This window comes from Prevotella sp. P6B1 (assembly GCF_000702825.1).
Classification (GTDB): domain Bacteria; phylum Bacteroidota; class Bacteroidia; order Bacteroidales; family Bacteroidaceae; genus Prevotella.
Genome location: NZ_JNKF01000005.1, coordinates 1 through 5,156, shown reverse-complemented (window position 1 = coordinate 5,156; position 5,156 = coordinate 1). Strand labels below are relative to the sequence as shown.

Annotated in this window: 8 protein-coding genes and 2 rRNA genes; 9 read left to right on the top strand and 1 reads right to left on the bottom strand. The window is 45.6% G+C overall.

From position 1 onward, the window contains the following. The 3 genes from T495_RS0100945 to T495_RS0100935 form a co-directional block, all read left to right on the top strand. Positions 1-113: ribosomal RNA gene (locus T495_RS0100945) — 23S ribosomal RNA — on the top strand; the annotation flags it as partial. 83 nt (positions 114-196) lie between these two features. Next, positions 197-309: ribosomal RNA gene (gene rrf, locus T495_RS0100940) — 5S ribosomal RNA — on the top strand. 88 nt (positions 310-397) lie between these two features. Further along, a complete protein-coding gene (locus tag T495_RS0100935) occupies positions 398-1,207 on the top strand; it encodes an alpha/beta hydrolase (RefSeq protein WP_231495026.1) in 810 nt (269 codons plus the stop codon). A gap of 101 nt (positions 1,208-1,308) precedes the next feature. Here T495_RS0100935 and T495_RS0100930 read toward each other — a convergent pair whose 3' ends face one another. Further along, positions 1,309-1,881 carry a hypothetical protein gene (locus T495_RS0100930; protein ID WP_033147292.1) on the bottom strand — a complete coding sequence of 191 codons (573 nt, stop codon included), beginning with the start codon at positions 1,879-1,881 and terminating at the stop codon, positions 1,309-1,311. A 598-nt stretch (positions 1,882-2,479) separates the two neighbouring features. On the opposite strand from T495_RS0100930, the gene T495_RS0100920 reads away from it, so the two are divergent. The 6 genes from T495_RS0100920 to T495_RS0100895 form a co-directional block, all read left to right on the top strand. Continuing rightward, complete coding sequence (locus tag T495_RS0100920) at positions 2,480-2,668, top strand: hypothetical protein (RefSeq protein WP_155993366.1); 189 nt, start codon at positions 2,480-2,482, stop codon at positions 2,666-2,668. A gap of 131 nt (positions 2,669-2,799) precedes the next feature. After that, positions 2,800-3,168 (top strand): hypothetical protein, encoded by a 369-nt coding sequence (locus T495_RS0100915; RefSeq protein WP_033147289.1) that lies wholly within the window; start codon positions 2,800-2,802, stop codon positions 3,166-3,168. Positions 3,169-3,172: 4 nt separating this feature from the next. After that, positions 3,173-3,430 carry a hypothetical protein gene (locus tag T495_RS0100910; protein ID WP_033147288.1) on the top strand — a complete coding sequence of 86 codons (258 nt, stop codon included), beginning with the start codon at positions 3,173-3,175 and terminating at the stop codon, positions 3,428-3,430. 56 nt (positions 3,431-3,486) lie between these two features. Continuing rightward, positions 3,487-3,801: a hypothetical protein gene (locus T495_RS0100905; protein WP_155993364.1), complete on the top strand. Its 315-nt coding sequence runs from the start codon at positions 3,487-3,489 to the stop codon at positions 3,799-3,801. 17 nt (positions 3,802-3,818) lie between these two features. Beyond that, positions 3,819-4,262 (top strand): hypothetical protein, encoded by a 444-nt coding sequence (locus T495_RS0100900; protein WP_013063043.1) that lies wholly within the window; start codon positions 3,819-3,821, stop codon positions 4,260-4,262. A gap of 13 nt (positions 4,263-4,275) precedes the next feature. After that, the coding region (locus tag T495_RS0100895) for a BT4734/BF3469 family protein (protein WP_033147286.1) at positions 4,276-5,156 on the top strand (881 nt) is incomplete at its 3' end.

Genomic DNA, 5,156 nt, shown 5'->3' with positions numbered 1-5,156 from the left:
CAAGATGAGGACTCCATTGAGGGTCGTCATAGACGATGACGTTGATAGGGTGCAGGTGTAAAGACGGTGACGTCAAAGCCGAGCACTACTAATTGCCCGAGCTCTTTCGCTTCATGCTGATATTATCAGATGTAATCTAGTATCTGAAACAAACTTCTACGGAGGTTTCTTGTGTCGACAATGTCAATAACCTATATCAGGTGGTTATTGCAGTGGGGTCCCACCTCTTCCCATTCCGAACAGAGAAGTTAAGCCCACCTGCGCCGATGGTACTGCAATGCAATGCGGGAGAGTAGGAAGCCGCCGTTTTTTTTTAGCGAGAGCCCTGGAGATACACATCTCTGGGGCTTTTTCATTTTCAGAATTCTAACAAATACAAAACACTAACAAACTCATGATGAGAATTAAAGCATTAACTGCCGTGCTCATGCTCGCTATGGCCAGCTACGCACAGAACTACAAAACCGAGAATAACATCAGTTATACTACGAAAACTGATGCTTATTCCAAGGAAAGACTGAAATTAGACGTGTATTACCCCGAAAACATGAAGGATTGCCCTGTTGTGGTGTGGTTTCATGGCGGTGGACTGGAAGCCGGTCAGAAAGAGATTCCCCAGCGCCTGAAAAACAAAGGTTATGTGGTGATAGGCGCCAATTATCGCCTGTTGCCCAAGGTTACGGTCGATAAAACCATCGACGACGCTGCTGAAGCTGTGGCCTGGGCGTTTAAGAATGTTAAGAAATATGGTGGCGATCCCCGTAAGATTGTGGTGAGTGGTCATTCGGCAGGCGGCTATCTCTCTATGATGCTCTGTTTGAACAAAGCCTGGTTGAAGCATTATCAGATTGATGCTGACAGCGTGTGGCAGTATATCCCCTTCAGTGGTCAGGCCATCACCCATTACAATGTGCGCAAGATGCAGGGCATCGACGCCCTTCAGCCCACTATCGACCAGTATGCGCCCCTCTACTGGGTGCGTAAGGACTGTCCGCCATTGGTGCTCATCTGTGGCGATCGCGAGCTGGAGCTCTATGGCCGTTACGACGAGAACCAGTATCTCGCCCGCATGATGAAGCTCGTAGGCCACAAGCACACCTACCTGTACGAGATCGATGGTCACGGACATGGCGGCATGGTCGATCCAGGTTTCCATATCCTCGATACCCACATCCGCCAGGCACAGGGCCAACCCGTTAACCCCTAATCATTGGGGACGGTTGAACAAATAACCCTCAGGCTTCGCTTTTTGAAACCTGAGGGTGAATTTTTTTTACCAAGCGCCTACGCAGCTTGTGGCTCCCAGTGCTAATCTTCGGTGCTACCGTCGGGGTTAGGCTCACCGCCGCCACCGCCGTTTCCACCGGTGTTACCGCCCTGGCCGCCGCCAGTGTTACCACCGGTATTGCCGCCCTGATTGTCCGAACCACCATCGTTGGTGTCCTTGTCGCTGGTGCCGCCCAGCAGACTCTCGGCATTCACAAACTCGGCCTTCTTCAGGAACTCGCGACTGGAGATGTTCATCTCCTGCTCCTGCTCGGGCATGAATCGGATGTGGAGCGCCTTCAGGTTCTTACCCACGTTGAAGTCGTCCTTCTTCAGGGTGCCGCCGGGCTCGTTCTCCAGGGTAGTGAAGAAGGTGCCCAGACCATCGATCTTCACACGCTTGCTCTCCAGCAGCATCTCCACCAGGCAGCTGCGGAACTTCTCCAGCACGCCAAATACTACATCCTGCGTGTACACGCTACCGTGCTCGCTGATGTGCTTGGCCATCTTGCGGGTGTTCAGGGTTTCAATACTCTTGCTGTGGGCAAACCACCTGCCAAATACTTGCGACTTGTTGTTCTTGTTCTGTCGCAGCTCAAAAAAAATCTTCGCCATACTTTAATTTTAATGATTTTCGCTCGGCTTTGCCGCTTGGCTCTGCCAAGAATGGTTAATACTTATGTTTACTGATGCAAGGGAAGTGCAAGGCGAATGCAGAGCCGAGCTCGCTCGAGCTATGCTGAGCCGCAGCCTTCACTCGTACCCGCAACTTCTTGATTGCGAGTACAAAGGTACAAATAAAAATGTTACCCTCCAAACGTTTTTTGGACCTTGTTTTTATTGTAAAATAATATTACTTCAAATAATAATATCTCTATAAGCAATCCTCGAGATGCTGCCAAGCTATCTAAAAGAAAGTTCGGCAGATTTTACAAAATTCTCGTGAACTATCCACCAGATTCTGACGTACCGCTCAAAACACCCTATTTTGCAGGGTAGGGACGAACGCAGGTACGCAGGTACATTTTGTAAAATCAAGTGATACCAGCCTGTTCTATATCTCTTTATATAATTTATATATATTATAATATATATAAATTTAAATATATAATATAGATTATATCGTTTCTTCACATGCGCAGTCCGAACACACAAAATGTACCTGCGTACCTGCGTTCGCCCTAAGACTGAACTCATAACTCTTATAAAGGATATGAGAAATGAAGAAAAGGAGTATGTATGGCACGATGGTATCAGAATCAACGATGCTCAACTTGTAACTTTAGCCATGAATGCTGGTAGCTATCATGTGGCAGAACATTATCTGTTGTCGCTGTTGGCCCATGGCGTGATGCACCAATTATTGATGGAAAAATACGGAGCCGATACGGAGTTAATCTAAAAAATACGGAGAAAAATACGGAGTTGGTACGGAAATACGGAATCCACCTTAGGGTAATCTTTAATTATCTACCTTTGCATCGTCGATAAGCGACAAAGGTAGATTTTTAAGTATTTAATAATAAGTAAAAAATGAAGAAAGTGAAAACAGTATTGAACCCTTGTGGTTTGCGAGTAAAGAAGTGTTGTGCCAGTTGTATCAACAAGTTAGTAGATAACGATGGCATGAGGTTGTGCCCCATCCATAACCTGTTTGTGGAGTCTGGCCATGTGTGCAAAAAGTGGCAGATGGACTACAATACATCGCAGGCAGGCGTGTGCCGAGGGCGCGTTCACAAAAAGGAATATCTGATGTTTGCACTGGCAATCCGATTAGGTGAGGGTGTTGAGGCATTGAAAGCCAAAAAGCAAGGCAAACCTGAGCCTGAGTCAAGAACGATCGAGAGCATCAGACGTGAGTATGAAACGGATTATGGTACCACAATTTTACTGGATATATAATATAATGGCAGAGGAATACTTACTTTACGATGTAGATGGTACAGCTGCAAAAGTAATGCGCTATGTAAAGCATAGAATAAGTAGTGGCTTGTATGAATACTTGTTGCAAATTCTGTTGCCTTATTCAAGCAGGGTTCAGCAGGATATGGCAGAAAACATAGTAGATTATGTGAATGATGTGCCAGTGCAGAATATTGGCTATCAGAGCGCAGACGAGGCGCTGGCATACTGCTACCGACTGATTGATGAGGAGATTTATTAAACAATAGTAACTAACCGAGTCAATGGGCCCAACGACTCACTAAAAACAAAAGAATTATGCGAAAATACATTGAGATTAACGAAGAGGTGCTTAAAGGCATCATGAATGGAACGTATGTGCAGGGCTCGTTGCACTATAATAAGCAGGCCAAGCGTATCGAGTTTACTGGCTATAAGCGTAAGAAACGCTTAAAGGATAAGGTAATTGCTATCCTGGAGCATGGTTGGCTGAAAGAGAGCCCTAAGAGAGTGAAGTACTACATCTCGCTGAAGAAATCCATCGGAACAGCACGTATGATAGCTGCCATGGAACGTGAAAACCGAGTGGCCAGCAGTCATCTGATGGATCGAGAGATTGTAGATAGAGTTTAACTTAAAAATTGGAATATATGGAAAAGAAACTGTATAAAGAAGTAAAGAAACTTGGATACAAGGTAATTGACTTTTATTGTCATTGGAGTTTCTATCGTCGTAAGAAAGATAAGTCGATTATGCTGACTGCCCGTAAAGGTGACCTGTTGGCACGCGACATCTTTAGACTGATAATTGACAATGTTGAGCCAGATGCTGAAGGCCTGGTAATAGCCATGATTGGCATTATGCAGAGCTATAATTACCTGAAACTTGCGTTGCCTATGACTACTGGCAAGGAGGCACAGAAGCTGATAGAAGATTTTGATAAATTATTCTATGGTGATTCATGGCGATGGGTAAAGCACGACCACATGCAGATAGGTTATGATTTCTTTTTTGGTGGTCATAAAGTTGATGGCGACAGATTTAAAGAAACAATCGACAATATGCTTGCCCACGAAGATAGTAATAACGAATAAAAAAGGAGGTTGAATGAGTTTTAGTTATCAGAAGAATTTCAGTAATCCTACTTTGCCCGTTGACGAAGCGCAGTTTTATGCGCTCGTCAGGGCAGGGAAGTGGAACGAGAACATTGATAAGTTCAGAGAAACGGGCGATGCCTGGTTGAAGCGCAAGCTGCCTGCGTTTATATTCCAGGCTACGTTTGATGAGACTACATCGAAGGCTGGTAAGACTGGCGCCTGGCGCAAGCAGAAGGCTACGCGGCTTACGGGACTTGTGGTGATGGACGTGGATCACGTCGAAAACCCTCGTGAAGTCTTCGACAATGTCATAATGAAAGAATGTAAAAATGAGAAAAATGGCATTCTTTTGGTGTATATCACGCCCTCTGGTAAAGGCTTGAAGATTGTGTTCAAGGCCCGACTGGAGTGGGGAAACCTCATCGACAACCAGCACCGGATGGCACAGATCCTGGGTGTGGAGGTTGACGAAAGTTGCAAGGACGCATCGCGCATGTCGTTCATCTGCAAGGAATCGGATATTTTGTACATTGATAAAGAATTGTTTACTTATGAGAACAAAGAATTTGCTGAGAAATACAATGCTGAGTATAGGGCTGGTCATAGTGGTGTTACTCAAACTGATGCTGTGGCCCACCACACAGATAAACAGACTGCTGACCAGAGTAGGGAAGTGGATGATAAAAACGTGGGCATAAAATGGCGAGGGTATGATATACAGCGTATTATTGATGAGCGCTATCGTGCAAAGCTGCCCTGTGCAGACGATAGTAACAGACACAACGAGAGTCTTAAACTGGCAAGCGACCTGCTGGTGCTGTTTGATGGCGACCGAAAGCTGGTGCAGCGGATACTTGAACGTCAACCCTGGGTGCAGGAGATTATCGAAGA